The sequence below is a fragment of the Ornithinibacillus jepli genome (genome assembly GCF_047228935.1).
Lineage (GTDB): Bacteria > Bacillota > Bacilli > Bacillales > Amphibacillaceae > Ornithinibacillus.
Window position 1 is genome coordinate 89,370 of record NZ_JBFEGG010000001.1, and the last position, 26,751, is coordinate 116,120.

General features: G+C 35.2%; 26 protein-coding genes and 1 riboswitch. Of the genes, 19 read left to right on the plus strand and 7 right to left on the minus strand.

The window, feature by feature from the left end; genetic code table 11:
• The first annotated feature begins 201 nt into the window (after positions 1 to 201).
• The 4 genes from AB1K81_RS00430 to AB1K81_RS00445 all read left to right on the plus strand — a co-directional run bounded on the left by AB1K81_RS00430 (position 202) and on the right by AB1K81_RS00445 (position 3,212).
• On the plus strand, positions 202 to 810 hold the full coding sequence (locus AB1K81_RS00430) for a Crp/Fnr family transcriptional regulator (protein ID WP_412974678.1): 609 nt from the start codon (positions 202 to 204) through the stop codon (positions 808 to 810).
• Between the two features lie 70 nt (positions 811 to 880).
• Positions 881 to 1,852, plus strand: coding sequence for an NAD(P)-dependent alcohol dehydrogenase (locus AB1K81_RS00435; RefSeq protein ID WP_412974679.1), 972 nt, complete (start codon positions 881 to 883; stop codon positions 1,850 to 1,852).
• A 12-nt stretch (positions 1,853 to 1,864) separates the two neighbouring features.
• Complete coding sequence (locus tag AB1K81_RS00440) at positions 1,865 to 2,362, plus strand: DinB family protein (protein ID WP_412974680.1); 498 nt, start codon at positions 1,865 to 1,867, stop codon at positions 2,360 to 2,362.
• Between the two features lie 199 nt (positions 2,363 to 2,561).
• Positions 2,562 to 3,212, plus strand: a complete 651-nt coding sequence (locus tag AB1K81_RS00445) for an SDR family oxidoreductase (RefSeq protein WP_412974681.1) — start codon at positions 2,562 to 2,564, stop codon at positions 3,210 to 3,212.
• A gap of 47 nt (positions 3,213 to 3,259) precedes the next feature.
• Here the strand turns inward: AB1K81_RS00445 and AB1K81_RS00450 are convergent, their stop codons facing one another.
• Positions 3,260 to 3,904, minus strand: coding sequence for an HD-GYP domain-containing protein (locus tag AB1K81_RS00450; RefSeq protein ID WP_412974682.1), 645 nt, complete (start codon positions 3,902 to 3,904; stop codon positions 3,260 to 3,262).
• Between the two features lie 159 nt (positions 3,905 to 4,063).
• On the opposite strand from AB1K81_RS00450, the gene AB1K81_RS00455 reads away from it, so the two are divergent.
• From AB1K81_RS00455 to AB1K81_RS00490, 8 genes are all read left to right on the plus strand, one after another.
• The gene (locus AB1K81_RS00455) at positions 4,064 to 4,783 is read left to right on the plus strand and encodes a DinB family protein (RefSeq protein ID WP_412974683.1); all 720 of its coding nucleotides are present in this window, start codon (positions 4,064 to 4,066) and stop codon (positions 4,781 to 4,783) included.
• A gap of 101 nt (positions 4,784 to 4,884) precedes the next feature.
• Entirely contained in the window at positions 4,885 to 5,688 is an 804-nt protein-coding gene (locus AB1K81_RS00460; protein ID WP_412974684.1) for an arginase family protein, read from the plus strand.
• A gap of 105 nt (positions 5,689 to 5,793) precedes the next feature.
• Positions 5,794 to 6,660: a metallophosphoesterase gene (locus tag AB1K81_RS00465; protein ID WP_412974685.1), complete on the plus strand. Its 867-nt coding sequence runs from the start codon at positions 5,794 to 5,796 to the stop codon at positions 6,658 to 6,660.
• A 329-nt stretch (positions 6,661 to 6,989) separates the two neighbouring features.
• The gene (locus AB1K81_RS00470) at positions 6,990 to 7,340 is read left to right on the plus strand and encodes a lmo0954 family membrane protein (RefSeq protein WP_412974686.1); all 351 of its coding nucleotides are present in this window, start codon (positions 6,990 to 6,992) and stop codon (positions 7,338 to 7,340) included.
• 80 nt (positions 7,341 to 7,420) lie between these two features.
• On the plus strand, positions 7,421 to 8,056 hold the full coding sequence (locus tag AB1K81_RS00475; RefSeq protein ID WP_412974687.1) for a PspA/IM30 family protein: 636 nt from the start codon (positions 7,421 to 7,423) through the stop codon (positions 8,054 to 8,056).
• A gap of 92 nt (positions 8,057 to 8,148) precedes the next feature.
• A complete protein-coding gene (gene liaF / locus AB1K81_RS00480; RefSeq protein WP_412974688.1) occupies positions 8,149 to 8,874 on the plus strand; it encodes a cell wall-active antibiotics response protein LiaF in 726 nt (241 codons plus the stop codon).
• The gene (locus AB1K81_RS00485) at positions 8,871 to 9,911 is read left to right on the plus strand and encodes a sensor histidine kinase (RefSeq protein ID WP_412974689.1); all 1,041 of its coding nucleotides are present in this window, start codon (positions 8,871 to 8,873) and stop codon (positions 9,909 to 9,911) included. The genes liaF and AB1K81_RS00485 overlap by 4 nt, the downstream gene beginning before the upstream one ends.
• Entirely contained in the window at positions 9,908 to 10,540 is a 633-nt protein-coding gene (locus AB1K81_RS00490) for a response regulator (protein WP_412974690.1), read from the plus strand. The genes AB1K81_RS00485 and AB1K81_RS00490 overlap by 4 nt, the downstream gene beginning before the upstream one ends.
• 124 nt (positions 10,541 to 10,664) lie before the next feature.
• On the opposite strand, the gene AB1K81_RS00495 is transcribed toward AB1K81_RS00490, so the two are convergent.
• Positions 10,665 to 11,603, minus strand: a complete 939-nt coding sequence (locus AB1K81_RS00495) for a threonine ammonia-lyase (RefSeq protein WP_412974691.1) — start codon at positions 11,601 to 11,603, stop codon at positions 10,665 to 10,667.
• A 110-nt stretch (positions 11,604 to 11,713) separates the two neighbouring features.
• A complete protein-coding gene (ltaE, locus tag AB1K81_RS00500) occupies positions 11,714 to 12,733 on the minus strand; it encodes a low-specificity L-threonine aldolase (protein WP_412974692.1) in 1,020 nt (339 codons plus the stop codon).
• A gap of 524 nt (positions 12,734 to 13,257) precedes the next feature.
• Between ltaE and AB1K81_RS00505 the strand changes: the two genes are divergently transcribed.
• Positions 13,258 to 14,913, plus strand: coding sequence for an alkaline phosphatase (locus AB1K81_RS00505; protein WP_412974693.1), 1,656 nt, complete (start codon positions 13,258 to 13,260; stop codon positions 14,911 to 14,913).
• A 334-nt stretch (positions 14,914 to 15,247) separates the two neighbouring features.
• On the opposite strand, the gene AB1K81_RS00510 is transcribed toward AB1K81_RS00505, so the two are convergent.
• On the minus strand, positions 15,248 to 15,847 hold the full coding sequence (locus AB1K81_RS00510) for a TetR/AcrR family transcriptional regulator (protein ID WP_412974694.1): 600 nt from the start codon (positions 15,845 to 15,847) through the stop codon (positions 15,248 to 15,250).
• Between the two features lie 193 nt (positions 15,848 to 16,040).
• Here AB1K81_RS00510 and AB1K81_RS00515 point away from each other — a divergent pair, with 193 nt between their 5' ends.
• Both AB1K81_RS00515 and ade read left to right on the plus strand, forming a co-directional pair.
• A complete protein-coding gene (locus AB1K81_RS00515) occupies positions 16,041 to 16,778 on the plus strand; it encodes an SDR family NAD(P)-dependent oxidoreductase (protein ID WP_412974695.1) in 738 nt (245 codons plus the stop codon).
• Between the two features lie 174 nt (positions 16,779 to 16,952).
• A riboswitch (purine riboswitch) is annotated at positions 16,953 to 17,054 on the plus strand.
• 150 nt (positions 17,055 to 17,204) lie between these two features.
• Positions 17,205 to 18,947, plus strand: a complete 1,743-nt coding sequence (ade, locus tag AB1K81_RS00520; protein ID WP_412974696.1) for an adenine deaminase — start codon at positions 17,205 to 17,207, stop codon at positions 18,945 to 18,947.
• Positions 18,948 to 19,295: 348 nt separating this feature from the next.
• Here the strand turns inward: ade and AB1K81_RS00525 are convergent, their stop codons facing one another.
• From AB1K81_RS00525 to AB1K81_RS00535, 3 genes are all read right to left on the minus strand, one after another.
• On the minus strand, positions 19,296 to 21,251 hold the full coding sequence (locus AB1K81_RS00525; RefSeq protein WP_412974697.1) for a 7-cyano-7-deazaguanine synthase: 1,956 nt from the start codon (positions 21,249 to 21,251) through the stop codon (positions 19,296 to 19,298).
• The gene (locus tag AB1K81_RS00530; protein WP_412974698.1) at positions 21,241 to 21,597 is read right to left on the minus strand and encodes a hypothetical protein; all 357 of its coding nucleotides are present in this window, start codon (positions 21,595 to 21,597) and stop codon (positions 21,241 to 21,243) included. Before AB1K81_RS00530 ends, AB1K81_RS00525 begins: the two co-directional genes overlap by 11 nt.
• Before the next feature lie 277 nt (positions 21,598 to 21,874).
• A complete protein-coding gene (locus AB1K81_RS00535; protein ID WP_412974699.1) occupies positions 21,875 to 23,338 on the minus strand; it encodes a methyl-accepting chemotaxis protein in 1,464 nt (487 codons plus the stop codon).
• A 377-nt stretch (positions 23,339 to 23,715) separates the two neighbouring features.
• On the opposite strand from AB1K81_RS00535, the gene AB1K81_RS00540 reads away from it, so the two are divergent.
• The 4 genes from AB1K81_RS00540 (at position 23,716) to AB1K81_RS00555 (ending at position 26,659) form a co-directional block, all read left to right on the plus strand.
• Positions 23,716 to 24,192 (plus strand): DUF2975 domain-containing protein, encoded by a 477-nt coding sequence (locus AB1K81_RS00540; protein WP_412974700.1) that lies wholly within the window; start codon positions 23,716 to 23,718, stop codon positions 24,190 to 24,192.
• 10 nt (positions 24,193 to 24,202) lie between these two features.
• Complete coding sequence (locus AB1K81_RS00545; RefSeq protein ID WP_412974701.1) at positions 24,203 to 24,424, plus strand: helix-turn-helix domain-containing protein; 222 nt, start codon at positions 24,203 to 24,205, stop codon at positions 24,422 to 24,424.
• On the plus strand, positions 24,414 to 25,043 hold the full coding sequence (locus AB1K81_RS00550) for a hypothetical protein (protein WP_412974702.1): 630 nt from the start codon (positions 24,414 to 24,416) through the stop codon (positions 25,041 to 25,043). The genes AB1K81_RS00545 and AB1K81_RS00550 overlap by 11 nt, the downstream gene beginning before the upstream one ends.
• A 251-nt stretch (positions 25,044 to 25,294) precedes the next feature.
• The gene (locus AB1K81_RS00555; protein WP_412974703.1) at positions 25,295 to 26,659 is read left to right on the plus strand and encodes an FAD-binding oxidoreductase; all 1,365 of its coding nucleotides are present in this window, start codon (positions 25,295 to 25,297) and stop codon (positions 26,657 to 26,659) included.
• The last annotated feature ends 92 nt before the right edge of the window (positions 26,660 to 26,751 follow it).

Sequence of the window (26,751 nt, forward strand, 5' to 3'; positions counted from 1 at the left end):
GAAGTTTCCGGGAAAAGACCCGAAGAATCTCACAATATACCTGAACATTTCAAAATTTGACCTGAACTTCATATGTATTACCCGTTAGGTTTCTCAAAAATGTCGATCGACCATAAAAATCTCGCAATTATTAAAATTATACATTTATTTAATGGCGGATAGTGATATGATAAACTCAAAGATTAACAAAGGAGAATAGCGATGAAGGATAAGCTATTACAGTATATGGCTAAATATACAAATCTGAATGAAGATGATCAAAAGGCTATTTTGGAAGAGATAGCGGTAGAGACTTTTTCAAAAGGTACTAATTTAGCAAAGCAAGGATATCCAATAAATCCCACGAAATGTTACTTTGTATTATCGGGTTGTATTAGGCAATATCGTATTGATAGTAATGGAAAAGAAGTGACCACTAATTTCTATACAGAGGAGCAGCCAATTTTGTTGTCTAACCTTCTAGAACTTGATCATACCTCTAAATATTCCCTCACGTGTGTGGAAGACGCGGTATTAGTTGTTGGTGATATCGAAAGCGAGGAAGACATGTATGAGCAATACTCTGAGCTAGAAAAAATGACTCGCCGTATGATGGAAATCTACCTTGGAGAAGCGCAGAATGATTTAACCCAGTTTATTAGTTCAACACCTGAAGAACGATACAAATCGATTATCCAAAAACGACCAAATCTCGTGAACCGCGTACCCCAACATCAATTAGCTAGCTACCTAGGAATGACACCAGAGTCATTAAGTAGAATTAAAAAGCGAATTCATGAAAATAATGCTGATAAATCAACCCCATCTTAACATAAGTCAATGCGATAAATTCTTTTTCTTATTAATATAATCCCAAAAAGAATTTAGAAGGAGGTTGGAGATGAAAGCAATTATTTCTAAAAAATATGGTTCACCAGAAACATTGGAATTAAAGGAAATAGCTAGACCAGGGCTAAAGGAGAATGAAGTTTTAGTAAAAGTTCATGCAGCATCAATCAATTATGGAAATATTGTATTACTAAGAGGAAAGCCTTATGTTGCGAGGCTAGCATTTGGAATTACGAAACCGAAGTTCCTGATTCCTGGTGGGGATATGGCTGGAATAGTTGAGGCAATCGGAGAGAAGGTAACGGAATTCAGGATTGGTGATGAGGTGTATGGTGACTTGTCCGGTAGTGGCTGGGGTACTTTTGCAGAATATGTAGCTGTATCAGATCAGGCTATTGCTCATAAACCTAGTAATCTATCTTTTGAAGAAGCAGCTGCTGTTCCTATGGCTGCAACTACTGCATTGCAAGCAATTCGTGATAAAGGAAGAATTGGTACAGGGCAAAAAGTGTTAATACAAGGTGCATCTGGTGGAGTCGGCACGTTTGCTATGCAAATTGCAAAAGCATATGGAGCTGAAGTGACAGCAGTGGTAAGTACTAGAAATGTAGAAATAGCTAAAGACATTGGTGTAGACCACATTATAGATTATAAAAAAGATAATTTAGCTAACTTAAATCAGTTGTATGACGTTATCGTTGGAGTAAATGGTTCACAAACTATTTCAACTTATAAGCATATTCTTAAGCCAAATGGAATATTTGTTCATGTAGGAGGTTCTTCTAGTCAAATGTATAAAACGATGTTTATAGGATCATGGGTTTCTTTGTTTGGGAAAAAGAAGTTCGTGAATTTCATGCAGAAACCAAGCAAGAAGGATCTCGTATTTTTGAAGGAGATTATTGAAGCTGGCAAAGTAAAACCAGTCATCGATAGTAGCTATCCATTATGTGAGGTTTCTAAGGCATTAAAGTATTTTGAAGAGGGACATTCACGAGGAAAGGTTGTTATTACGATACATTAGAGGAGGATATGGATGAGTAGCATTATTACGGATTATTACCAGGTGACTCGAGATGAGTTACTCATGTTGATTGAAGGATTAAGTACAGAGGAATTTAATGCCACACCTAGCGAAGACAAGTGGAGCATCGCACAGGTTTGTCATCATTTAGTATTAGTTGAACTTTCTACAATTAAAGCAGTGAAGTATGGATTAAGAGAAGATAAGGGTACGAAAAGTGATCCGAAAGATATTACTCTCGTTCTTAATCGATCTAGGAAGGTTCGTGCTCCTAAAGTAGTTGAGCCAGGCGGAGGTCCATTCGAGATAAATGAGATAGTGGAAATGCTAAATAACTCGAGGAATAAATTGCTCGAATTGATTGATAGTATTGGAGATACTACCGTATTAGAAGAAAAAGCTGTGGTTCATCCGGTTTTTGGTTTACTATCATTAAAACAGTGGATTGATTTTGTACCCTTACATGAAAAACGGCATATGGAGCAGATTACAGAAATTAAAGGGGATTAACCTCAGCGGAACACGCTAAGACTTGAAACTAGCGTGTTTTTTGTTTGAGTCTTTAATTACTACTGCATTCTAAAAGGCTTGGAATGAAATTAAGATACTTCAAGGGTTGTAGTGGGAATTTTCCCTTAAGGCATCATCTTTGATAAATTCTCATTGATTTGAAACAATAGAAGTATAAACGTGAAGGGAGTTTTCTTGTATGAAAGTATTTCTCATTGGCTCAAATGGTCAGGTTGGAAAACATATTATTAAGTTCCTTCAAGAAAGTGATAAACATGAATTAACGGCAATGGTCCGAAGTGAAGAGCAGGCACGACAATTGCAAGCGTCCGGTGTAAAATCAGTTGTGGCTAATTTGGAAGGTAGTGTAGATGAGCTTGTTGAAGCGATGACAGGTTCTGAAGCGGTTATTTTCACTGCTGGATCTGGAGGTCACACTGGTCCAGATAAGACTTTACTCGTGGATTTAGATGGTGCGGTGAAATCGATGGAAGCGGCTGAAAAAGCAGGTGTGAATCGTTATATTATGGTAAGTGCCTATAAAGCATATGACCGCGAGTCTTGGAAAGATAGCCCGATTAAACCATACATGGTCGCTAAACATTATGCAGACAGAATACTTGTATCAAGTAAGTTAAACTATACAATCCTCGGTCCAGGATTACTATTAAATGATCCGGGTACTGGAAAAATAGCAATTGGTGAAGACATTCAAAAAACGTCTATTCCTCGTGAAGATGTAGCTAGAACGGTGGTTGCGGCATTAGATGAGGAAAAAACATATCGAAAAACACTTGAAATCATGACTGGTGATAAGACAGTGGAAGATGCATTGAAAAGTATAAAGTAAAAGAAAAAGAAAGCGACTATTCCGTCCGCTTTCTTTTTGTTTGTTCCCTATAAAAAATCTGTAGGATTTTCAATTTGATCAAATATCTTTTTTACAAAACTTGAGTTATAAGTATCATACCAATTCTCTGGAAGTTCTAATCTAGTTAATAAATTAATAAATTTTACTACTAAATTCCCGTCAAACTGTGTCCAGGAACATCTTTCTAATTCTTCAAATGCCTCATGGTGAGACATTTTTGTAAGTTTGTAATTTCTTTCATCATATGTCATTGTATCAAAAGAATCACAGATACGAATGATTCTCCCTTGGATAGAAATCTCCTCACCTGTTAAACGCCTAGGATAGCCTGTCCCTTTCCAATCTTCATGATGGTCCCTAATAAATTCTGCTGCTCTGGTTCTTCCTAGTTCCTTCCGCACGATAATGTTACCAATGTGGCTATGACTTTCTACAATCGTTCGCTCTATAGGATTCAACTTACCGGGTTTTAGTAATATTTCCTTCGCAATACCGATTTTTCCAATATCATGTAAAAATGCTGCTACTCGTAAATCGTCATCATAACAACCGACATCTTTTGCAAGCATTGATGATAAATACATAACGCGTAAAGAGTGATGTTTAAATTGTTGCAATACTTCACTATCTTGAGCTATATCTTCAAATAGGGATTCCGGAGTGCGGATCATAAGAAAATCTCCTTTATCTTCTTATTTGTAAAACTATTATAACAGATTATTACAATTTTTTTGTTAATTTTGTGATTTTTGCTAGAATAAATGATTCTATTTAACTAATGTAAGATTTATAATGGGATAAAGAAAAAGGATGATAGGAAATGGTTCACTATGGATAAAAACCAACGAAAAGTCTGGAATGACAATCATAGGATATTAAAGGAAATCATTGTAAAATCAGAAAAGCATACTGAGGCTATTCACTTATTTCTGTCGCAACATACGTTGTTGCATACGGCAACTACAGGTAGATTAGATCAAGAGAACTTACAAGATTCACTATTATTAAATTTAGATGAATCAATATTTAGGCTATACCCGGTTAAAACCCCAGATACAAAAAATTCCATTGCTTGGCATCTTTGGCATACCACTCGTATCGAGGATATGACGATGAATATTTTAGTGGCAGGAGGGGACCAAGTTCTCACGAAGAAAAATTGGCTAGAACGATTAAATATTCCATTTGAACACTCTGGAAATGATATGCCTGAGAAAGAAATTGCTGAACTAAGTATGTGTATAGATTTTAATGCTTTACTCCGGTATCGATCAGAAGTCGGGAGAAGAACACAGGAAATCATATCTCAATTAGAACCTGGACAGTTTACCGTGCAAGTTGACCCCAATAGAATCAAACAGCTATTTAATGAAAATGCCGTTACACAGCAGTCTAGCTGGCTTGCAGAATACTGGAGTAAAAAAACAATTGCCGGTTTAGTATTAATGCCCGCGACTAGACATATAGTTATACATTTAAATAAATGTATTCGTATAAAGGATAGATATCAAAAGAATTTGATTTCAAATGAAAAAGCGTTTCTTAAATGATACGCTTTTTCACTTTAACTAGGCATCCGTTCAACCAGATTAATTCTAGAGTGCTATAATAGTAGAAACAATTTTAAAAATAAAATAATGGGGGAACCAGAATGGAAAGTAATGTTACTATATTGAACATTGATGGGACATACAGAAAACAAACTTTCTATCTTAGAGGCACCTACAAATGGATTGATTTAGACTTCATGCGGAACATCAGCTTATTTTGCGAAAAAAGCAACCTACAGGATATTACAGAAAAACTAGTAGAAGAGCCTTTACATGATCTTCATTTTTTGGGAAGCGGGAACTATCATTATATATCCTATTTACTTCAAGCGAAGATTAAGAAGCCGTACACACTAGTATTATTCGACCATCATTCTGATACCCTTAAAGCGCCTAGTGATCAATTAATTTCTTGCGGTTCGTGGGTACTGGAATCACTTATAAATCTTCCCATGCTGAAGAAGGTATTCTTTATTGGTGTGAGTGAAGAAACACATCTACATATCCCCGAGACGATACACGACAAAGTCGTCATCTATACCGAAAACTCACTCCAATCTAACCTACAGACCATTACAAAATCGATTATCAAAAATATTCCAACTCAATCGATATATATCAGCATAGATAAAGATGTTCTCCATACAAGTGATGCTGTAACTTCTTGGGATCATGGGACACTTCAATTAAAGCAAATGATTCTAATGATGAAGTCACTCTTTCACAATAAGGAGATTATTGGTGTCGATGTTTGCGGTGAATATCCTATAAATCCAATAAATGAATACAGAATAGAAACTAAAGATGCTATTGAAAAAAATAATCGAGCAAATAGTGTTATTCTCGAATCTATTAAACAATGGACAGAAAATAATCGCAATCCAATTAAGGTGTTACACGCTTAATGATTTTGTCACTTTTTACCATTATTTGTTATAATGACTTGGATATCTTAAGAGAGGAAGAGTGCATAAATTTTTAAGTAGAAGGTATTGAGGAAGGATTAAATTATGCCCAATAAAGTAAAAAGAAAGTTTTATTATCTAAAGAGATTAGTATTTGTCTTTGGATTTTTATTTATACTAGGCTCTTTCGTGAAAGCTTATTTTGATACTAATGTGTTCAAAGTAAATAATGTACAGTTTGAGTCTCTTAAACTGCCATCTGACTTTGAACTTCGTGTGTTACAAATAAGTGATGTACATAATAAAGTGTTCGGCGATAACAACGAAAAGTTAATAAATATGGTGGAAGAATCGAATGCAGATTTTATTGTGTTAACGGGGGATTTAATTGATAGAAGCACAGATAGCTTCAGAGATGTTTTTTTATTAGTTGAGGAAATAAAAAGAGTTAATCAGGATGTGTTCTTTGTAACAGGAAACCATGAGTGGGAGAATAAGAGAATAGAAGAATTTTTAGTAGGACTTAAGGAACGTGGGATTACCATATTAAGTAATGAAAACACACAGATTAGAATAGATGGTACGGTTATTAATTTAGTAGGAATCGATAACGAATCAACGAATCACGAAAATATGAAACTAGCATTTGAAAAAGTAGATTCTGATCATTATACGATATTGCTATCTCATTCACCTGGTGTCGTGCTGAAATATGATGATATTTATGCCGATTTAATACTAAGTGGTCATACACATGGTGGACAAGTTAGATTTCCATTAATTGGCGCAGTAATAGCACCGGATCAAGGTTTTTTTCCAGAGCTAGATAAAGGCGTATTCGAGTTTGGTGAGGAACAGTATTTGTATATAGATAGTGGGCTTGGGACTAGTATTGCGCCGGTGAGATTTTTGAATCAGAGTCAGGTTAGTCTAATTGTGATAAATGGAGTAAGTAAAAAAATACAAAGTTAGCATAAAAGAGGCTCCTAACTCCTTGTGAGGTTAGGAGCCTTCATGTAGTTATCCACGACAGTTTCCCGAACAACCTTCTTACCAGTTTTAAGCTAGAACTATGGCTTATACCACAATTAAAGCTTTATCAATATCTCCTCTTGATACATCATAATGTGTAACAACAAATAAGCAATACAGACGAATGTAACATAAGAACAGTTTTCTATATTTTCAAGCCTTACATCAATATAAGCCCCAGGACCTAGTTCAAAATATAGCTGAGGCTCATTATCCATAACATATTTTCGCGATAGACTTAATTCATGATAAAGAAAGGAGGCAATCAGATGAGAAAATTTATGCTGTTTGTAGGAGGGTTAATTGCCCTACTAGTATTGTTAGCTAACCTGGGTCCAATGGTTTTATTAGGACTTAGTGTGTGGTTGCTATACATCATCTTCAAAAAGTTCGTAAAGAGCGATTCTGTCGGGGCAAAAATTGGTTGGGTGATTCTTGGGCTAGTGATCCTAGGAATTGGTTTCACAAATATTTATGCAGTTATTGGAATTGCTGCTGCATTCGCATTGTACTGGATAGTGAAAAACTGGAAAAAGGATAACCATAATCCGGTTGGTCCTACTGATGATAGTGATCCATTTACAAACTTTGAACGGCAATGGGCGGAAATGAAGAATTAAGTTTCGTGTAATAGAACATGAGCCCAAAGCGTGGACATATACGCCTCCCCTTGGGCCACCAAAAAAGGAGAGAAACCAAAATGACAAATGTATTCACACGTATTAAAGATTCAATTGAAGCAGATTTACATGAATTACTAGACAAAAAGGAACAGAAAAACCCAATTGGTGCTTTAAATCAATATCTGCGGCAAGCGGAACAAGAAGTAGAGAAAGTGCGCAAATTAATAGAGCGTCAGTATAAGTTGAAGGATGAGTTTTCAAAGGAATATTTGAAGGCTGCAGAAATGGCAGAAAAGCGTGAGAAGCAAGCTTCCATTGCTGAAAAAGCAGGTGAGGAGCAAATGCATGCCTTTGCTCAAAAGGAAAAAGAAGAATATCAAGCACGTGCTGAAAGAATGAAGGTATCTCGCCAAGAAGCAATCGAGCAACTAGAAGAGTTGGAACAGAAATATGAAGAAATGAAGCACCGTATCAAGGATATGCGACTTCGCAGAATGGAATTGATGGGACGTGAGAATGTACTTCATGCCAATCATCAAATTAATCGTGTAATGGAAGAAGTGTCAGATAAACCTTTTTCCAAGTTTGCTGAGATGGAGCGCTATATCGATAACTTGGAATATAGGGTAAATAGCGCTTACTATAAGAGCACATTTGATAGCAAAATTGCAAAACTGGAAAAAGAAATGCAAGCAAAGGAAAAAGTGAATTAATTGAAATGCACAAAAACTAGCTAAAAATGGTATACTCATGACACAGGCCCAAGAAATTGGGCCTGTAAGAGTTGATAAGGGGGATTCCTGCTATGTTCAAAAAACTAAAAACGGAAACACTCAACTGGATTATGATCGTAGGAGTAATCCTTCTTATATTTGAAATTATTTTTCAATTTGGTGGAGCCATAATTCCTGCAATTTTTTCTGCGATATTTGCCTATATTGGATGGAAAAACTTCCGGCATCTTTGGGGGAAAGTGTTATTTTGGATTTTTCTTGTCTTTTTTGTTTTCTTCATATTAAATTTGTGGGCAATTCGATTTTTGATTGTCGTGGTAATTGTATTGTGGCTAAAAGATTATTATGAATCAAAGCAGAGTAAAAGCCTGAAACCGACGCTACCTAACAACGTTATTAATAATGAAAAGCTAATTAAAATGAAACCACTATTTCAAAATCAGTTTTTTGATGATGTACAGACAGAGGACATGGCTTATCAATGGCGAGATGTTAATATTCATGGTGCGTTTGGAAATCGGGTGATTGATTTAAGTAATACGGTTCTACCAAATGATACAGCAGTAATCTCTATCCGGCATTTAGTTGGAAATATTGAAATTTATGTTCCGTATGAAGTAGAGGTCAGTATTCACCATAGCTCGGTATTTGGTAGGGCATACATCTTTGATGAGAAAGATGTAAATTTAGTAAATAAGTCATTATTTTTCCAAACGGAACATTATGACACGACCTATCCTAGAGTGAAAATCGTAACCTCTATTTTCTCAGGTGATATTGAGGTGAAGCGCATATGATGACAGTTCTTCGCCACATGATGATAGGAATTATATATAGTTTGGTATTAGTGGTTTTATCTGTAGGGCTATTCTTTTTCTTACAAGAAGAATTTAGTTGGTCCTTGCTTTTAGAAATGCGATTAGGAGATGTTTCCTTTCTCCTAGCAGTTCTAGGAATTGCGACAGTCTCCGGTGCAATTCTGGGAATTTCTATTGGCTGGTATTGGAAGCAACGAATTCAAGATTTAGATCGGAAGCTAGATAGCTTAATAAAAGGTCAAAATACAGATTTGGATAATAACTCACACAAAGAATTAAGAAGTCTAGAACAGAAATTAAAGCAATTGCAAGAAAAGATAAATAAGCAGGCTGAACATTTCCAAAATCTCGCAACACAAAGAGCCGAGGAGAGAGAACAAAGCCTTCAGGAAATTGTTGTACAAGAGCGTAATCGCTTAGCAAGGGAACTACATGATTCGGTTAGTCAGGAATTATTTGCAGCCTCGATGATGATGTCTGCCATTAATGATACGGCAGGGGAAATGGATAATACGATTCAAAAGCAATTAAGACTAGTTGAAAATATGATACAACAATCTCAGTTGGAAATGCGGGCATTATTATTACATCTACGCCCTGTAGCTCTTAAAGGAAAATCCCTACTGGAGGGTGTAGAAGAGTTATTACTAGAATTATTACAAAAGGTTCCTATGGACATCTCTTGGAAGGCAGAGGACTTCCAACTTGATAAAGGTGTAGAGGATCAGTTATTCCGAATTTTACAGGAGTCGGTATCTAATACATTAAGGCATTCGAAAGCAACAACCCTTCATGTTATGTTGATAATGCGAGATAATACTGCCATTTTACGTGTGAAGGATAATGGTGTTGGATTTGATATGAGTACAGTAAAAACCGGATCATATGGGTTACAAAATATGCAAGAACGAGCACTTGAAGTTGGTGGTACTTTCAAGATTATTTCATTACCAAACCAAGGTACTCAGTTGGAAGTGAAGGTCCCTATTTTACGGAAGGAAGGTGAAAGCAGGTGATTAAAGTCCTATTCGCAGATGATCATGAAATGGTAAGGATCGGTGTTACGGCTTATCTCTCTGCACAGCGGGATATTGAAGTAATTGCAGAGGCGAGCGATGGAGCTCCTGCAGTGAAGCTTGCGTTAGAACTTAGGCCAGATATTATTCTAATGGACCTAGTGATGAAAGAAATGGACGGAATTGAAGCAACGAAACAGATTATAGAACAATGGCCAGAAGCAAAAATTATCATTGTTACAAGTTTTCTTGATGATGAAAAAGTGTATCCTGCATTAGAAGCTGGGGCCACAAGCTATATGTTAAAAACATCTAAAGCAGAAGAAATAGCTAAAGCAATTCGTTCAACTTATAAAGGTCAATCTGTTCTAGAACCAGAGGTAACTGGAAAGATTATGACTAAAATGCGTGAAAAGCCCTCCCGACAACTTCATGATCAATTAACCGAACGCGAAATGGAAATTCTACTTTTGGTTGCTCAAGGTAAATCGAATCAAGAAATTGCAGATGAATTGTTTATTGCGCTGAAGACAGTGAAAGTACATGTGAGTAATATTCTGGGAAAGCTTGAGGTTCAAGATCGGACACAAGCAGTGATTTATGCTTTTAAGCATGATTTAGTTAAGTAGGGGACTCTTCCTAATTGCTCTAAGAATAAACTATTATTAAGGTAATGAAAGTGAACAAAACATCATATCAGAAATGGAACTCCCTCAATGCTTTAAAGTGACAAAGTACCGAGGGAGTTTCCCTCTAGCTTCTCAACGTTCTGACATCCACATTTCCGCCAGATAGCACACACACTACATTCTTGTTTTGTATATCTAGTTTTTTGCTCATTGCTGCGGCTACGGTCACTGCACTAGATGGTTCAATTAGTTGCTTCATTCGTTCAAGAACAAAAGATTGTGCCAGCTTAATCTCTTCTTCGGAAACAAGTACAAGATCATCTAAATATTTTTGAAGGATAGGAAATGTCATATCGCCTGGCTGATTAGTCCTAAGTCCATCAGCAATAGTGGTAGTTGCTGGTATGGAAGTAATCATTCCATTTTTTAATGAAAGAAACGTATCATTTGCAATCTCTGGTTCTACACCTATAACCTTTACTTTCGGATTTTTTTGCTTAATTGCAGTTAATATCCCTGATAGTAATCCACCACCACCAATTGGAACAACAATGGCGTCAGTATCTTCCAATTGATCTACTATTTCTAGCCCTATTGTGCCTTGTCCTGCCATTACTAATGGATCATCATATGGGGGGATAAAAATACCATTATGTTTAGCTGCCAATTCCTTTGCTCTTGGTAGCCTTTCTGCTGAAGTGGTTCCACATTTTTCTATATTTCCTCCATATGCTCTGATCGCATTTTGCTTGCTTTCATTTGCATCAACTGGAACAACTATAGTAGCTGGCACATCTAATTGTCTGGCTATATAAGCTACGGCCTGTCCATGATTGCCACTGGATGCAGCAGTGACAAAAGTCGCCCCTTCTTTGACTGCTCGTAACACCTTATTGGTAGCACCACGAATCTTAAAGGAGCCAGTCTTCTGTAAATGCTCTGCTTTAAAATACATTTCATTCCCACATATTTCACTAAGCTGAGAAGAGTGTAAAATCGGCGTTTCATGAATAAAATCAGCAATATTTTCTTTTGCTTGTATACAATCGTAAAGGTTAATCATAGGTAAACACCATCCTTTTAACTAAAGGTTTTCTTGCACCACGATAATCGTTTCGAGCCAGCCGGAAAACTTATGAGCTATAGTCAAGGGGAATTCAGGACATGCCCTATTTAAACGATAGCCTGTACGGCAACCAAAGCCCTATCAATATCCTCTCTCGATACATCATAATGCGTGACAAAACGTACGGTTTCTAAACCAAACACACCTGCCAGAACGCCTTTTGATTTTAATGCATCGACGAATGTTTCAGGAGTATGTCTGGTTCCTTTTACATTAACGATAATTATATTGGTTTCCACCTTATTTTCTACTTTAATACCATTCATGTTAGCTAAACCTTCCGCAAAAACTTTGGCATGAAAATGATCTTCTGCTAATCTATCAATATTTTCTTCTAGTGCAACTAGGCCGGGAGCAGCAATCATACCAACCTGTCTTAAGCCTCCACCTAACATCTTACGCCATTTTCTAGCATGGTTAATAAAATCCACCGTCCCAGCAATGATAGAACCAACAGGTGCCCCAAGTCCCTTCGATAGGCAAAATTGAACGGAATCAGCGTTTTTAGCATATTCCTTCACTGATATTCCCGAAGCAACTGATGCATTAAAAAGCCTAGCACCGTCAAGATGAACTTGAAGACTATTTTCTTTAGCTACTTCATAAATAGCCTGCATATTACTTAGAGGTAATATCGCTCCACCTGCTAAGTTGTGGGTATTCTCCATACAAATTAAAGAAGTAGTTGGGTAGTGTATGTTCTCTGTACGAATCGTATTCTTTACTTCCTCTGGATCCATTGCTCCGTTCACACCTTGAATTGGACGTGTTTGGACGTTTGCTAATGCAGAAAATCCCCCAACTTCATATATGTAAATATGCGAGCTTGCTTCTAAAATAACTTCATCACCTGGTCTTGAGTGGGTCAAGGCAGCGATTTGATTTCCTTGTGTTCCACTAGTCACAAAAAGTGCTTTCTCTTTTCCGAGTAATTCTGCCGCTTTTTCTTCCAATCTATTAACGGTAGGATCTTCACCGTAAACATCGTCCCCAACTTCAGCAGTGTATGCTGCTTTTCGCATGGACTCTGTCGGCTTTGTTACTGTGTCACTTCTTAAATCAATCATTTTGCAACCACCTTAATCTCTATTAAATTTCTTTTGTAATGATAAGCTTATTTTTAATTTTATCATATTGTTCGGAGGAAAAAGTTAGTGAAAATTTTCTCCATACAAAAAGGTAAGGAATAGTTGCATCTTCTGCTTATTCTTAAAAACTTTTCACCCATTCATTTATATGAATTATCAAGGTAAATAAATGAGAAAAATAGAAATCAAAACTTCAACTGTGGGAGGATATGACTTCCTGTCATAGCAAATAGGGGGGAGAGAAGTTCTCCTCCTTCCTTATCTCTAAACACTTATACGCTTCAAATTTTTTACATATTTACTAGACATTGCCCGCATTACCTAAAAGCCAATTGGACATATAGTCCCGATATATCATCTAACAACTAGGTATTATGTATTAATCTGAGTATTAAGTAATAAATTAATTTTCAAATATTTAACGTAATAGTCAGCTTGTCTTAATATTCCCGCTCTATAATGAAAATGAATTTAAAACATTCACTAGGAGAGGGGATTTGAAAATGAAGCAACTATGGAGTAAGAAAGTAGCCATGATTACGACGGCGGCTGTTTTAGCCTTATCATCATTAAGTTTTGTAGGGTACAATAGTCTAACAGAGGCTAAGAGTAAGAAGAAAGAACCTACTAATGTCATCATGATGGTAATGGATGGAACGAGTGCAGGTGCCACTTCGTTAGCAAGGTGGTATAAAGGAGAAAACCTTGCCATGGATGAAATCGTTACTGGGGCAGTCCGTACTCATTCAGCTGAATCAGCGATTACCGACTCAGCACCAGCTGCAACTGCTTTGGCTACAGGACATAAAAGTAATGATAAGGTTATTGGGCTTCTTCCTGAAGTAGTTAATACCCCAGGCGTTGAAGCTGTTGATCCTGAAGATGCCTTTAAACCAGTAGCAAACGTATTAGAAGGAGCAAAACTTCTAGGCAAGGCAACAGGTATCATTTCAACTTCCGAAATTCAACATGCAACACCAGCTGGATTTTCTTCGCATGCTGTACATCGCAGCAATTACCAAGATATAGCCGAGCAACAAGTGTATCAGGAAATTGATGTGGTTCTTGGAGGAGGAAAAGAATCCTTATTACCAGGCCAATCAGGAAATTCCAGAGTTGATGGTGAAAATTTAGTACAAGTACTTGATGATAAAGGATATGACTTTGTTGAAACACGTGATGAGCTTTTAAATTCCAATTCAGATAAGATTTGGGGAGCATTTGCCACATCAGCTATGGCTTATGACTTTGACCGTAAAGCTACAAACAATGATGAACCATCCCTTGCTGAGATGACTAAAAAGGGTATTGATACTCTTTCCAAAAATGAAGAAGGATTCTTCCTATTTGTAGAGGGAAGTAAGGTAGACTGGGCAGCACATGCAAACGATACAATCGGTATTATTAGTGACGTATTGGCTTTTGATGATGCAGTACATGAAGCACTAGAATTTGCAAAAAAAGATGGAAATACAATGGTAATCGTTGTTAGTGACCATGGAAACAGTGGGATTACAATGGGAAATCTAAACACGAACTCTAATTATCCTGAAATTCCAGTATCTGATTATATTGATCCTTTAAAGAAAGCAACAATGACACTTGAGGGTGCTTTGAATCAACTTAATGCTGATCGCTCTAATATGAAGGAAGTAGCAGAATTATATGGTTTAGACAACCTAACAGATGAAGAAATTAATGATTTAAAGTCATCGGATTCATTATCAGCAGATATGGTTAACATGTTAGCAGATCGAGCGAACATTGGCTTTTCTACTGGTGGGCATACTGGAGAGGATGTTTTTCTTTATGCGTATGGTCCATCTAAACCAGTAGGATTAGTAGATAACACGGATCTAGCGAAAGCAATGGCTAAATTCTTAAATGTTGATTTAGATAAATCAACGGACAAGCTTTTTGTAAATGCAAGAGAGTCTTTTGAACAAAAAGGATACAAGACTCGTATTGATGTAACTGATGAGAATAATCCTGTATTTATTGCAGAAAAGAAAAATATTCAAATCGAGCTACCTGTTAATAAAAACGTTGCTTATGTTACACAAAATAATAAAAATTTCACGAAGGTACTTGATGGTGTAACGGTTTATAATTCAGAAGATTTCTATGTATCGAAAGAAGCATTGAATCTATCTAAATAACTTTGTGATAGCTTTTAATAACGATAATTTAGGGGAAGTGCCTTTTTAAGTAGCTACTAACAAATTCCTCTGTTTGAGCATGTTAATCATGCCTAACCCAGTAATGTATATCAGATTTTATAGATGCTGATAGTGAAATAGGGCTATCATTGAGATAGAAATGATGTTATACTTATCAAGCGATGAGCTGATTTGTATAAGTCGGGAGGACAATGCAATACATGTGCATGTGAACCACATGGTCCTACGCCACAATTATAAACGCATGAAACCGCCTAATTATTAGGCGGTTTTTTTATGTGCAATAGTTAGGTTTAGTGAGGAAATTTCCAAACTAATCCTCCCCAACAAACCTAACCGAAGCCATATGTGTTTGCGCTAACCGTATAACTTCCTTAATAAACTCCTCCTGAGAAGCGTTAAATCCCGTATTAATCCAATGAGATATCAGACCGTAAAATCCGTATGCTGTATAACGTGTAAAGTAATCCATATTTACTGGTAAGTTATCTATCGTTTCGAATTGAAACTTATCCTGGTAGATTTTTATGATAGTTTCCGGAAATTTAGTATGCAATTCTGGAATAGAATCTTGGTAGGTAATCAACTCAAAGAAGTTACCATTCTCATATATATAGGAAATGATATTAAAGGAGTTTGCAGTAAGTCGAACGGTATTAACCTTTTGAATAGATTGATAAGGTTTCCTGACCGCTTCTTCTATTCCCAGGAGCATAGTATTTAACAAATCCTCCGCTAGATTAAATTTATCTTGATAATGGGTATAGAAAGTACTTCGGTTATACTTGGCGTATTGAACAATATCCTTGACCGTAATAGACTGGAATCCCTTTTCTTTGATTAAAGCAATAAGGGCTAATTGAAAATGTTCTTTTGTTCGGTTTTTACGTGGAGTGGAAAGAAGTTCAGTCATTAGGATACCTCCTGTAATAAACAGTTTACTAAAATCTGTATAAATAATAGACAGTTACGTATAATATGTCTGCCTAATAGACAATAAGGAAAGTATTGATGGTTGGATAACAAAACGTTAAGTACTACAATAAATTTGTAAACCTTTTCAATTAAAAGATTGTATAAATATATTATAACAGGAGGAATTCATAATGGGTAAACTACAGGATAAAGTAGCAGTTATCACTGGTGGTGTATCTGGTATCGGTGCTGCAACAGCGCGTTTATTTGCTGCTGAAGGGGCGAAATTAGTACTAGTTGATTTTAACGAAGAAAAAGGTACTGAATTTGAAGCGGAATTAAAATCGGAAGGTGCAGAAGCTGTTTTCGTAAAAGCGGATGTAACGAGTGAAGAAGATGTAAAAAATATTTACGCTAAAACATTATCAACTTTTGGTAAGGTGGATATTCTATTCAATAATGCTGGTATTGGTGCGGTAAAACCTACAGAAGAATTAACATATGCTGAATGGAGAAAAACTGTAGAGGTTGATTTAGATGGCGTATTTTTAGTCGCACAAGCAGCTATTAAAGAATTCTTGAAGGCTGGTAGTGGTGTCATTGTGAATACAGCTTCTATGTATGGCTGGGTTGGATCACCTGGTAGCGCTGCGTATAATGCTGCAAAAGGTGGAGTGGTTAACTTAACTCGTTCTCTTGGTTTAGAATATGCTGAGCGTAATATCCGTGTAAATGCATTATGCCCAGGATTTATTGAAACACCAATCTTAGGTGATACGGATAGAGATTTCCTAACTAATGCTACACCAATGAAACGTCTAGGTAAACCAGAAGAAATGGCGAAAGCTGTATTATTCTTGGCAAGTGATGATTCTAGTTTCATGACTGGTAATAGCTTAATTGTTGATGGTGGATATACAGCTCAGTAATAATTGATGAAATAAATAGAAGAATCCATGCTCAAATTAGAGCATGGATTCTTTTTTATACCCAAATGGTTAATATCATTCAAGCTTTATCCATGTTGCTGATAATACAACAGAAGAAATATATATAGTTAAAATTTGTATTGAAATCTAATTACGGAGTGCTATAATACTAATAATTACATACATCTATTTACTCATATAATAGCAAGAATATGGCTTGCGAGTTTCTACCAGTTTACCGTAAATGAACTGACTATGAGTAGCAATAAATATAGTAACGGAATCATTTATTCTATTACTATCTTTTCAGGCATGTAGCTCGAAGAAATTGCTATACTCATAGTTTAGAGTATAGTAGTTTTTCGGGCTTTTTTATTTCTTTCTAAGACAAAAATGGATTTGATTTCAGAGATGGGGGAAGAAGAAATGAATAAAAGTGAATTAACGCAATTAATTGACGTGGCTGCGGGACGGAAAATAGCAGACCTCGTATTAAAAAATGGAAAAATTGTTGACGTTTATCAAGGCGATATCCTAGAGGGTGATGTAGCGATCATAGATGGGAAAATCGCTGGGATTGGGGAAGACTATGAGGGGAAAGAAACCGTTGATTTAAAAGGAAAATATATTGCACCTGGTTTAATTGATCCGCATATCCATGTGGAATCTTCTTATGTGACTCCAGAAGAGTTTGGCCGTTTACTTGTACCCCTTGGGACGACTACCGTAATGGCAGACCCTCATGAAATCGTAAATGTAGCAGGTCTTAAAGGTTTGGATTATATGATGGAGGCAGCAAAACATACCACTTTAGATATCCAATATATGCTACCTTCCTGTGTACCAGCTACTAATATGGAAAATGCAGGTGCAGTTTTAACAGCATCCGATATGGTTTCACCTCTAGAAGAAGGAAAAGCTTCAGGGCTAGCGGAATTCATGGATTTCCCTGGAGTTATTCATGCCCAAGATAGTGTTATAGAAAAACTATTAGTTGCTAGAAATTTAAATAAACGAATTGATGGGCATAGTCCATTGGTAAGCGGTAAGGAACTAAATGCATATATTGCTGCTGGCGTTAAAAATGATCATGAATGTACTACTGTAGAAGAGCTTCAAGAACGTATATCACGAGGAATGTATGTATTCTTACGGGAAGGATCGGTAACACAAAATTTACGTACTTTATTACAAGGCGTGACGCCTCAAAATGCGCGTCGCTGTTGTTTATGTGGGGATGATGTACAGGCAAAAACGATGTTGGAGAAAGGGCATTTAGATCATTCCATCCGTATTTGTATAGAGGAAAATGTTGATCCAATAACAGCAATTCAAATGGCCACGATTAATACGGCAGAAAGCTGCCAGTTATTTGATCGGGGAGCAGTAGCGCCAGGATTAAAAGCAGATTTGGTTATTTTTAGTGATTTCAACCATTTTGTAGTGGAACAGACGTACATCGATGGAAAGTTAGTAGCGAATCAAGGAGAGTACGTAGCACCATTTACGAAAGCGGACACTACTTCAGTACAATCAAGCGTCCATATTGGTGACTTTTCTAAAGAGAAGCTTCGTTTAAAATTAGATTCCAATAAAGCAAGAGCGATTGAGGTTATTCAAACGGAAGCATTGACGAATGAAGCTATCGTTGAAGTGGAACGGAACGACGTAGGTGAGTTTGTGTACAATCCAGAAAAACCAGTTGCCAAAATTGCTGTAGTGGAAAGACATAAAAACACCGGAAATGTATTTGTTGGATTATTAAAGGATTATGGAATACAACAAGGTGCAATTGGTATTTCCATTGCTCATGATTCACATAACGTAATTGTAACTGGAACGAATGATGAGGATATGGCAGTGGTGATTGAAAGCTTAAAACAACAAGATGGTGGGGTGGTCTTGGTAAACAATGGGGAAGTCATTTGTCGTATGGCACTACCTGTTGGCGGCTTAATGAGCAATTTATCAGGAGAAGAAGTAGTAACAGAGCAAAGCAAAGTAGACAGAGTTGCACGAGAAGTATTAGGGATATCAGAAGATGTTGATCCGATTATGACGTTAGGATTTATGTCTTTAGCAGTAATTCCAACTTTGAAAATTACGGATTTAGGGCTAGTGGATGTGAGGAAGTTTGAGTTTGTGCCGGTTTCTGTTGGGGGAAACTAATTAAAAATTTTAAAACATAATAGATCCTCATTATAAAGTAATTTGAATATTTTACTTATTTGTGACCCTTGTTATATTAACCAGAAATGAATTTTTTGTATAAAAACATCAACAAAGGATTCGGTTACGTAACAATATATCTAAGACTAGTTTTTTTATATAAACTGAATATAAAGAATTATGGATTTAGCACCATTAAGATCTAACTCCATAATTCCTATATTCAGGATAAGTGATTTGTATTTTGTATAGAATAAATACTTTTTAGATATTCTATTAATCTATCGTTTAAAAAACATGTTTTTTAGATACAGAGATAGAATTATTATAGTATTAGTTCTATACATATCAATTCTTATTATATGGAAAAGCTGAAGATATAGCACTTTCTCTATCAACACAATTTGGACAAATTCCACAAGGTACTTGGCTATTTGCTTGACATGAATATGTTAATGCCATCGGTACTTTTAATTTAATTCCTTTGTTAATCACATCTGTTTTATTTAACTCTCTATAGGGTAGTTGAATATCCACAGTACCATATTCTTTTAAAAGACTTCCAAGATTATCAAAAAACTCTTTGGAGCAATCAATTTCTTTTGCATGATTTGAATTAATAAAAGCAGCATAAACTTCTTTAATCTTTAAACTTTGGGCGATAGAACTAGCTATTGATAAGAATAAGAGATTACGATATGGAAGATATAAATCATCTGAATTAATATTGTCTAGCCATAAATTGGGCTCATTTATCATTTTTGATGATGAATATTCAAAAATATCTCTTATATTTATTATTCTCAGATGGGATTTTAGAGGTCTAGGTATAACTTTCAATAGGCTTTCTAATTCTCTATCTTTAAAATGTTGTCCATAATCTAGAAAAATTGGTAATACTGTTTTGTTTTGAGTCAATAAATCATAGGCTAAAGTTGTTGAATCAAGACCACCAGACATTAGTAATAATACATCATAATTAACGGGCGTTTTTTCTACACTACGATTACATAAATTATACACTTCAAAAAGAACTTCATCCAAAGTATAAACTATATTTGTAACACTCTTTTTAAGAAAAAGATTAAAAGCTTTTTTGTAAGGATCGAATAATAAGATTGGTTTTCCTGCATGTTTCATCCAACCAATTTCTACAAAAGTTCCGGGATCTTCATCAACTAATATTGCTATCATTAAATCGCATTTTTTTAGCAATTCAATATCTTTATTATACATAATTTGTTGTTCTCTATATGATTCTTCTCCTGTATATAATCCATTTTCTTTAATAGGTCTGTGAGGAACAAAATTATGATATTTTAAGGTTTTTTCAATTTCATCAAAAAACTCCCTATCTTGGGAAGGGAAATCGGGTCCAGCGATGTAAATGTGAATTTTTTGTCTTTCTTCCCAGGGAATTCTTACACCTGACATTTTTAGAATGTCATTTTCTATTAAGGAAACAGTATTTTTGAACTCTACATGGGAGAACGTTGAAGCATACTCTTTAGCAAGGTATGAAGCTATTTTTAAACAATGTTCAATTTTTATAAGTTTATTATTGAAAACATATGCTGAATTAAAACTATCACCTACACCAACAGAATGAGTATTTAAGATATTAAATGAGGGCGTCTCATGAATAAGTTGTTTTACTACATCAATTAATGTGGAACCTCCACGATTTTCTTTTAGAAGTATATAACTGCAACTATCTGCTAAATTAGAATTCATTAAATTAAATACTGATCCCCCGATATCTAGAAATGCTTTAGAAGTAGTAGATAGAATTAAAGTTTCAATTGTAATGTTATGATTTAACAATTCATGTATTAGATTTTCCTGATATTGAAAGTCTATATGGATATTAATATTATTTATATGTATCGAGTTTAATAGGGAAATTAGATCGTACTTCCCAGGATAAATAAGTAAATCAGTTGGTCTATATTCTTCAAACAATTTAATAAAGCGGTTTGTATCTAGTATAGTTTCAGCTTGTTCTCTTAATATATCTTCATAACCTAGGTCCCCAATTTCCTTAGAATCTTGAATATTGATTAAATTAGGAGACCGTTGAATCTCACCAATACGAATGTATGCATTAGCGTTTAATTCCGAGGAAAACGTTTCAAAGTCTTGATTTAAGTATTGTGGTAAAATAGCTGCTAATGCATAATCTGCATTTAATGCATCCAACGTTCTAGCAGAATGGAAGATCCCCCCTAGTCTTATAGCTTGCAAGTCGATATGATTATCAGTGTAAACTTCACCTAGAATCAATATGCGCTTTTTATTTTGCATCTAACTTCACCACTACTTTTGGAAATTGGCCATCTTCAATGTATACAATATTTCCCCTATATGAATGCCCTTTTAACAAGCAAGTGTAAAGATAGTTGAATTGAGATGGGATTAATCCTATTTCTGTATTATCTTCTGCTTGTATTACTGTTAATCTTCCACGTTTCAATTTTTTTGGAACAAATACCTCACGAAATAAACCTGGTACCTCACCCTCAGACAAATAATACTCACAATTTACAACATCCTCTAATTGGATTTCCGGTATCTCAGTTAAGCATCTATCTTTGTTGTATTGTTTTGCTCCATTTTGTTCACCAAATCTACCACTTCCCATACTTCCCATTTAAATCCCCCCTAATAACAAATAAATATTTATCAACATTATACAATATTTTACAATCTAAATACACAAATGATTTGCGAAAAATTAAAATATTTTGGGTATTTTGCTGGAAAAAGTAGGTTTATACATTGGATGAGGTTTGTAATCAAAAAATTTATTAGTTTGTAGGATTAAAAATAGCTTTATTTATTTAGGGAAAAAAGTGAACAATAGTAATAAACCCGAATTGGAGAAAGGAAATTTATTAAGAAACAAAAAACTCGCCTAAGCGAGTTTCTTAAAACAATCCTCTAAGATTCTGAGTGGCTTTATTTGTTTCTTGAATTAATTCGGTCAACTGTTCTTTGTTATTAGTCTGCGACTGTACTGTAGCTGAAATCTCTTCAAGGGAAGCAGATGATAGTTCTAATATAGAGGCAAATTCGGTTATCGCAGTCTCAATTGATACAGTTTCCTGATCTATGTTTTTAGCAAGCGTTCCAAAGGAATTTACTTCTTCTTTCAGCTTAACAATAGATTTCTGAATAGATTCAAAAATAGATTGATTTTTCTTGGTACCCTCAATGTTCTCATCCATTTTACTTCCGACAGTATTCATTTGTTCCTGTGTCTCGATATTGTTTATGTGTAGTTCATTTAACGTGTCCGAAATTTGAACAGCAGTTAAATCAGTAGTTTCTGCAAGCTTACGAATTTCTTCCGCAACTACAGAAAAACCTTTCCCAGCTTCTCCAGCTCTTGCTGCCTCAATGGAAGCATTTAGTGCTAATAGATTTGTTTGGGACGTGATATCTTGAATGGCTTGGATAGAGCTTAAGGAAGATTCTATTTTCTCACTTAATTGTTTCATATTATTTTCCGTTAGTTCAATAAACTGTTTAAATTCATCCATTTGTTCACTTAATACTTGTGATTGGGAGCGGCCGTTATCAATTTGTTCTGTAATTTCGGTAGTGAATTCACTAATTTGTTCCACTTGGCCATTCATAGAAACAACTTGTTTAGCGGTACTTTCTATGGCTTCTGTAATGTTATGTATTGCGTCACCTTGAGATTGTGCTCCTGAAGTTATTTCTTGGATTGCAGCATTTATTTCCAACGTTATAGCTTTCTCTGCTTCAGATTGTTTTTCAATTGTATGCATGTTATCTGCAATCACTTTTGAGTTTTCCGCAATAACTACACGTTGATTTTCTTCTTTTTCTAATTTCTCTTGCATAGCAACTTGAGTAGAACTTAGATTCTTTTCTAGTGTACCCATAATTTTTTGTTGGAAAAATAATACAATAATTGCTAAAGAGAATAGTAATAAATAAGTGCTAATATCAGATGAGTAAATTTCACCGTTTAGTGTAAAAGCAAATATAAGCAATCCTAATCCGAAAAATGTACCAATTGCATAAAGAATTAAGTTCATATAAAGTGCAGAACAAATTAATAAAAAGTAAATTAATGAAAGATTATTTTCAGACGGACTTATTAAGATAATAGCCCCTAATAGAATTACCAAACCGATAATAGACATGTATGAAATTTGTTTCGTAAGTCGATTTGTAATATGTAAGAAAGCAATAATCGCACAAAGTACTCCACCGCCAATGGCAATTGTCAATATGAGAGCCAAGCCTTTATCTAAGCTAATTTCAACTACTGTTCCTAAAATAACGGAAAGTATCAACATACTCAAAATAATTTTATTTTTCTTCCTCAATATTTGATTGTTAAGTTCTGTGATTGTCATTTTATATCTCCTTTATTTAAAATCAACCATTATATTAGCATAAAAATTAACTTCTAGTATACTGTCATATACCGCTAAATATAACACGTTGGATCTGGCTAGTTAATGAAGGAAAAGATTGTTGTGTATGGCTACGAATAATACAGGATTGTTATAAGCACTAGGAGAGATGTTTTATAAAAATAAGCTTTAAATCTCATTGTGGATGAGGTATAGTGGAATAATATGTGTAAATGATTATCGAAGCATTTCTCTAGAATGAGGAAGGCTTTCCTATTAACAATAAAACACAAATGAAAAATAATAAAAATTTATTGCAAAACGATAAACCTCGTGTTAATATTTGTTTATAAACAACAATATGCGAGGTGTGTCTAATGAAACGAGGTTCTACACTTTTTTTAAAGTTAGCACTTATAGTAATTGGAATCCCAGTTCTAGCCTTATGTGTAGCTGTAGGTATTTGGTTAGTTAATCATCCTGTTAGTCCTGACTATGACCATTTGATATATCCAATATTAGTAGGTACGTATGGATCAATAATACCTTTCTATATAGCATTATATCAGGCTTTTAAACTGTTAAACTATATTGATAGAAACGAAGCTTTTTCTCAAATATCCGTTTTTGCTTTAAATAAAATCAAATACTGTGCGATAACATTTAGTGCTTTGTATGTAATCATCTTACCATTCGTTTACTTAGTAGCAGAACAAGATGATGCACCAGGTCTTATAATAATTGGCATGATTCCGATATTTGCTTCCATGGTTATCGCAGTCTTTGCAGCTGTACTACAAAGACTTTTACAAGAAGCCATTAATATAAAATCAGAAAATGATTTAACGGTCTGAGGTGAAAAAAATGGCGATTATTATTAATATTGATGTGATGTTAGCTAAAAGGAAAATGAGTGTGACCGAGCTATCGGAGAGGGTTGGAATTACAATGGCAAACCTTTCTATTCTGAAAAATGGGAAGGCAAAAGCGATTCGTTTATCAACGCTAGAGGGGATTTGTAAAGCGTTAAACTGCCAACCTGGTGATATTTTAGAATACAGAGAAGACGTAGAAATTGAAGGATAATATTGTACGTGATAATACACTAAAAGAATTGAGGGTGATGGATATGTTAGGAGAAAAAAAGATTTATATTCTTTTAACGGATACTGGTACAGTATTTACTAAGATGATAAAGTCCTTTACTAAGAAACCTCACAATCACGCCTCAATTGCTTTTGATGCAGATTTAAAAGAGGTATATAGTTTTGGAAGAAAAACACCAAGAAACCCGTTTGTCGGGGGATTCGTTAGAGAAGATATAAATTCCGTATTATTTAGACAAGCAGATTGTGCAATCTATTCATTAACTATTTCTAATGACGACTACCATAAGATGTATCGATATATTAAAGGAATAGAATGCCAAAAGGAATGTTATCGCTATAATTTATTAGGATTAATTGGTGTACTGTTAAATAAACCGATTAAAAGAAAGAACGCATTTTTCTGTTCCCAGTTTGTAGCAACTGTTCTAGATGAAAGTATGAGTACTAACTTTGGGAAAGATCTATCTTTAGTAGAACCAAGTGATATTCTTCTTGCAGCAGATTTTGAACTAGTATTTGAAGGTAGATTAAGAGAGTATCAATATATGAATCAATTAGTTCAATCCCCATATCCAGTAGTGCCAGTTGGAATGTAATATATAAGAATGTCATCAATGGTATGGAAAGGCAAAGTCCAAATACACATAGGAATTGTGTATTTGGACTTTTTTTGTGTTAAAAGAAATTGTATTACAGCTTCTTTATCCACTTTTCTACCGAGTGATTGACAACTGGTGATTTGGATAGTTTCCACGATATTTAGATAAAAATTTACAAAAAACGATAGACTTTCGTTATAACGAACAGTATAATGGTACTAAATGCTAGTATAAGAGGGGATGTACATATGTATGAAGTCCTAGAGGAGAAGGGGAAGAGTAGTCTAATATTACCTGGGGAATATGGCTATGAATTAAGGAGAATGGTTTGGAACAATTCGATAGATAAAAAGCCTGCCTGTATTAGTGTTTGTGAATCGGAAGAGGATGTTGTTCAGGCTGTGAAGTTCGCTAAAAGGAACGGTTTAGATATATCCATTCGTAGTGGTGGACATCATGTGGCAGGATTTGGGGTTTGTGATGGTGGTTTAATGATTGATTTGTCAAATATGAGGAAAGTAACTATAGATGAGAATCGTCAAGTCGCATTAGTTGATGGTGGTGCAAGGGCTGGAGACGTTGATAAGGAGACACAAAAATTTGGACTTGCGGTACCACTTGGTACAGTTTCAAAAGTTGGGGTCGGAGGTTTAGCTTTAAGTGGAGGTATTGGTTACTTAAGGGGTAAGTATGGTTTAACTTGTGATAATATTATTGCTGCTCGAGTTGTTACAAATGATGGAGATATACTGGACGTGAATGAAGTAAGCCATTCTGATCTCTTATGGGCGATTCGAGGGGGTGGCGGAAATTTTGGAGTTGTTACTAGATTTGAATTTGCCTTACATAAAGTTGGACCGAAAGTGTTTACATTAGATGTTATGTACGATTATAAGGATGCCAAGAAAATTCTAGAAAAATTTAATGCGTTTGTTTTGAATGCTACTGATGACGCTATCGCTATTAATCTAATCATCACCGTATTACCACCTGCTGCATTTTTACCCGAGTCCTTGCATATGAAGAAAGTCATAATGGTTACAGGTGTTTATACTGGAGATATTGAAGATGGAGAAGAAGCATTTAAACCACTTCAGCAACTTGCTACACCAATTATCGATCAATCTATGGTTATGCCTTTTACCCAAGTGCAGAACAAGCTGGATAAAATGATACAGGAATATGTGAATGTGTATGGAACGTCTCTTTATTTTCAGGAATTAACTGAAGAGGTAACCGATGCTATCTTATCTAAAATAGATAGCGCGCCAGTACCAAGTGTTCTTTTTCAATTATGGGCATTAGGTGGAGAGATGAATAGAGTAGCTAGTGATGCTACTGCTTTTGCAATTAGAGATGCAAAATATGCCCTGTTGGTCGATACCATGGCAATGCCAGGTGAAGATGAGATGTGCGAGCTGTGGACTGATTCTGTGTATAATAGACTGTTACCATACTCACATAAGAGAGCATCATATTTGAATGGGATAGGACAAGGTGAGGGATTGGCAAGATTAGCTTATCAAGAAAATTATAATCGTCTCGTACAGGTGAAGAAAAGATATGATTCAGATAACAAATTTCGCCATAATCACAATATTACTCCAGACTAAATTATATGGAAATACAATTGATGGAATCCTTTGGAACTACTATTCTAGTATAGTAGTTTATTTTTTTATATCAACTATTCATTTCTTCTATA

Bases quoted from the DNA above. Each gene is read 5' to 3' on its own strand.
- AB1K81_RS00430 (WP_412974678.1), top strand. From the start codon at position 202: ATGAAGGATAAGCTATTACAGTATATGGCTAAATATACAAATCTGAAT.
- AB1K81_RS00435 (WP_412974679.1), top strand. From the start codon at position 881: ATGAAAGCAATTATTTCTAAAAAATATGGTTCACCAGAAACATTGGAA.
- AB1K81_RS00440 (WP_412974680.1), top strand. From the start codon at position 1,865: ATGAGTAGCATTATTACGGATTATTACCAGGTGACTCGAGATGAGTTA.
- AB1K81_RS00445 (WP_412974681.1), top strand. From the start codon at position 2,562: ATGAAAGTATTTCTCATTGGCTCAAATGGTCAGGTTGGAAAACATATT.
- AB1K81_RS00450 (WP_412974682.1), bottom strand. From the start codon at position 3,904: ATGATCCGCACTCCGGAATCCCTATTTGAAGATATAGCTCAAGATAGT.
- AB1K81_RS00455 (WP_412974683.1), top strand. From the start codon at position 4,064: ATGGATAAAAACCAACGAAAAGTCTGGAATGACAATCATAGGATATTA.
- AB1K81_RS00460 (WP_412974684.1), top strand. From the start codon at position 4,885: ATGGAAAGTAATGTTACTATATTGAACATTGATGGGACATACAGAAAA.
- AB1K81_RS00465 (WP_412974685.1), top strand. From the start codon at position 5,794: ATGCCCAATAAAGTAAAAAGAAAGTTTTATTATCTAAAGAGATTAGTA.
- AB1K81_RS00470 (WP_412974686.1), top strand. From the start codon at position 6,990: ATGAGAAAATTTATGCTGTTTGTAGGAGGGTTAATTGCCCTACTAGTA.
- AB1K81_RS00475 (WP_412974687.1), top strand. From the start codon at position 7,421: ATGACAAATGTATTCACACGTATTAAAGATTCAATTGAAGCAGATTTA.
- liaF (WP_412974688.1), top strand. From the start codon at position 8,149: ATGTTCAAAAAACTAAAAACGGAAACACTCAACTGGATTATGATCGTA.
- AB1K81_RS00485 (WP_412974689.1), top strand. From the start codon at position 8,871: ATGATGACAGTTCTTCGCCACATGATGATAGGAATTATATATAGTTTG.
- AB1K81_RS00495 (WP_412974691.1), bottom strand. From the start codon at position 11,603: ATGATTAACCTTTACGATTGTATACAAGCAAAAGAAAATATTGCTGAT.
- ltaE (WP_412974692.1), bottom strand. From the start codon at position 12,733: ATGATTGATTTAAGAAGTGACACAGTAACAAAGCCGACAGAGTCCATG.
- AB1K81_RS00505 (WP_412974693.1), top strand. From the start codon at position 13,258: ATGAAGCAACTATGGAGTAAGAAAGTAGCCATGATTACGACGGCGGCT.
- AB1K81_RS00510 (WP_412974694.1), bottom strand. From the start codon at position 15,847: ATGACTGAACTTCTTTCCACTCCACGTAAAAACCGAACAAAAGAACAT.
- AB1K81_RS00515 (WP_412974695.1), top strand. From the start codon at position 16,041: ATGGGTAAACTACAGGATAAAGTAGCAGTTATCACTGGTGGTGTATCT.
- ade (WP_412974696.1), top strand. From the start codon at position 17,205: ATGAATAAAAGTGAATTAACGCAATTAATTGACGTGGCTGCGGGACGG.
- AB1K81_RS00525 (WP_412974697.1), bottom strand. From the start codon at position 21,251: ATGCAAAATAAAAAGCGCATATTGATTCTAGGTGAAGTTTACACTGAT.
- AB1K81_RS00530 (WP_412974698.1), bottom strand. From the start codon at position 21,597: ATGGGAAGTATGGGAAGTGGTAGATTTGGTGAACAAAATGGAGCAAAA.
- AB1K81_RS00535 (WP_412974699.1), bottom strand. From the start codon at position 23,338: ATGACAATCACAGAACTTAACAATCAAATATTGAGGAAGAAAAATAAA.
- AB1K81_RS00540 (WP_412974700.1), top strand. From the start codon at position 23,716: ATGAAACGAGGTTCTACACTTTTTTTAAAGTTAGCACTTATAGTAATT.
- AB1K81_RS00545 (WP_412974701.1), top strand. From the start codon at position 24,203: ATGGCGATTATTATTAATATTGATGTGATGTTAGCTAAAAGGAAAATG.
- AB1K81_RS00555 (WP_412974703.1), top strand. From the start codon at position 25,295: ATGTATGAAGTCCTAGAGGAGAAGGGGAAGAGTAGTCTAATATTACCT.